This is a genomic window from Pseudoalteromonas sp. Isolate6, from assembly GCF_022398435.1.
Lineage (GTDB): Bacteria > Pseudomonadota > Gammaproteobacteria > Enterobacterales > Alteromonadaceae > Pseudoalteromonas > Pseudoalteromonas galatheae.
The window spans coordinates 1-567 of the sequence record NZ_JAKEVK010000423.1 but is presented as its reverse complement, the minus strand read 5'-3'; the positions used below and the strand labels follow the sequence as shown (position 1 = coordinate 567).

Annotated in this window: 2 protein-coding genes; one reads left to right on the top strand and one right to left on the bottom strand. The window is 41.1% G+C overall.

Annotated features, from left to right (window positions below; translation table 11 throughout):
• Positions 1-304: hypothetical protein (locus L1D50_RS23280; RefSeq protein WP_239966963.1), on the top strand; the 304-nt coding region annotated here is incomplete at its 5' end.
• A 1-nt stretch (position 305) separates the two neighbouring features.
• Here the strand turns inward: L1D50_RS23280 and L1D50_RS23275 are convergent.
• Positions 306-530 carry a hypothetical protein gene (locus L1D50_RS23275; RefSeq protein ID WP_239966962.1) on the bottom strand — a complete coding sequence of 75 codons (225 nt, stop codon included), beginning with the start codon at positions 528-530 and terminating at the stop codon, positions 306-308.
• Positions 531-567: the final 37 nt, after the last annotated feature.

Sequence of the window (567 nt, the reverse complement as noted above, 5' to 3'; positions counted from 1 at the left end):
ATTCAGAGTAATTTATATAGTTTTAGGTTTGATAATTGTCAGTTTATTAGGGTTAAACACCTTTCTTTTATATTCCCAAACTAATATTATCTTAGAACAACAAGCATCAGCAGTTGCTTCAAAACGGGTTAAGGTTAAAGAAGTTGAGCCAACACCTGTTACAAAATTCTTTTTCCAGTGTTTAGAATATCGTCGCCCTATATCACGTGATCCTTACGATTTCGAGGTAGTGGATGATGAGAGACCTAGCAGGGGTGACATTGAAGCTTGTAAGAAAGTCGCATTAGAACTGGCTGAAAAGTAACCTAAATCTCAATCTCACTATACGGCAAGTCCGGTGCTTGCCCTGTGATGCGATCATTCTCTATATATGCAGAGCCTTCTTGAACACTATCACCCAGTACGCGGCTGGTTGTCCCGTCGCTGTGCTCTACTGTGGTAGTGCCATCATTATTAACTGTTAGCACTTTTACTATACTGCGCTGTGTGCCAGAGAGGACCGATCCGAGTCTGTTTAGTGTGTTAGACATTGCGTACCGCCTGAATTGTTTGATTTACCATAATCGC

Excerpts from the sequence above, each read along its gene's own strand:
- L1D50_RS23275 (WP_239966962.1), bottom strand. The coding sequence starts at position 530 with ATGTCTAACACACTAAACAGACTCGGATCGGTCCTCTCTGGCACACAG.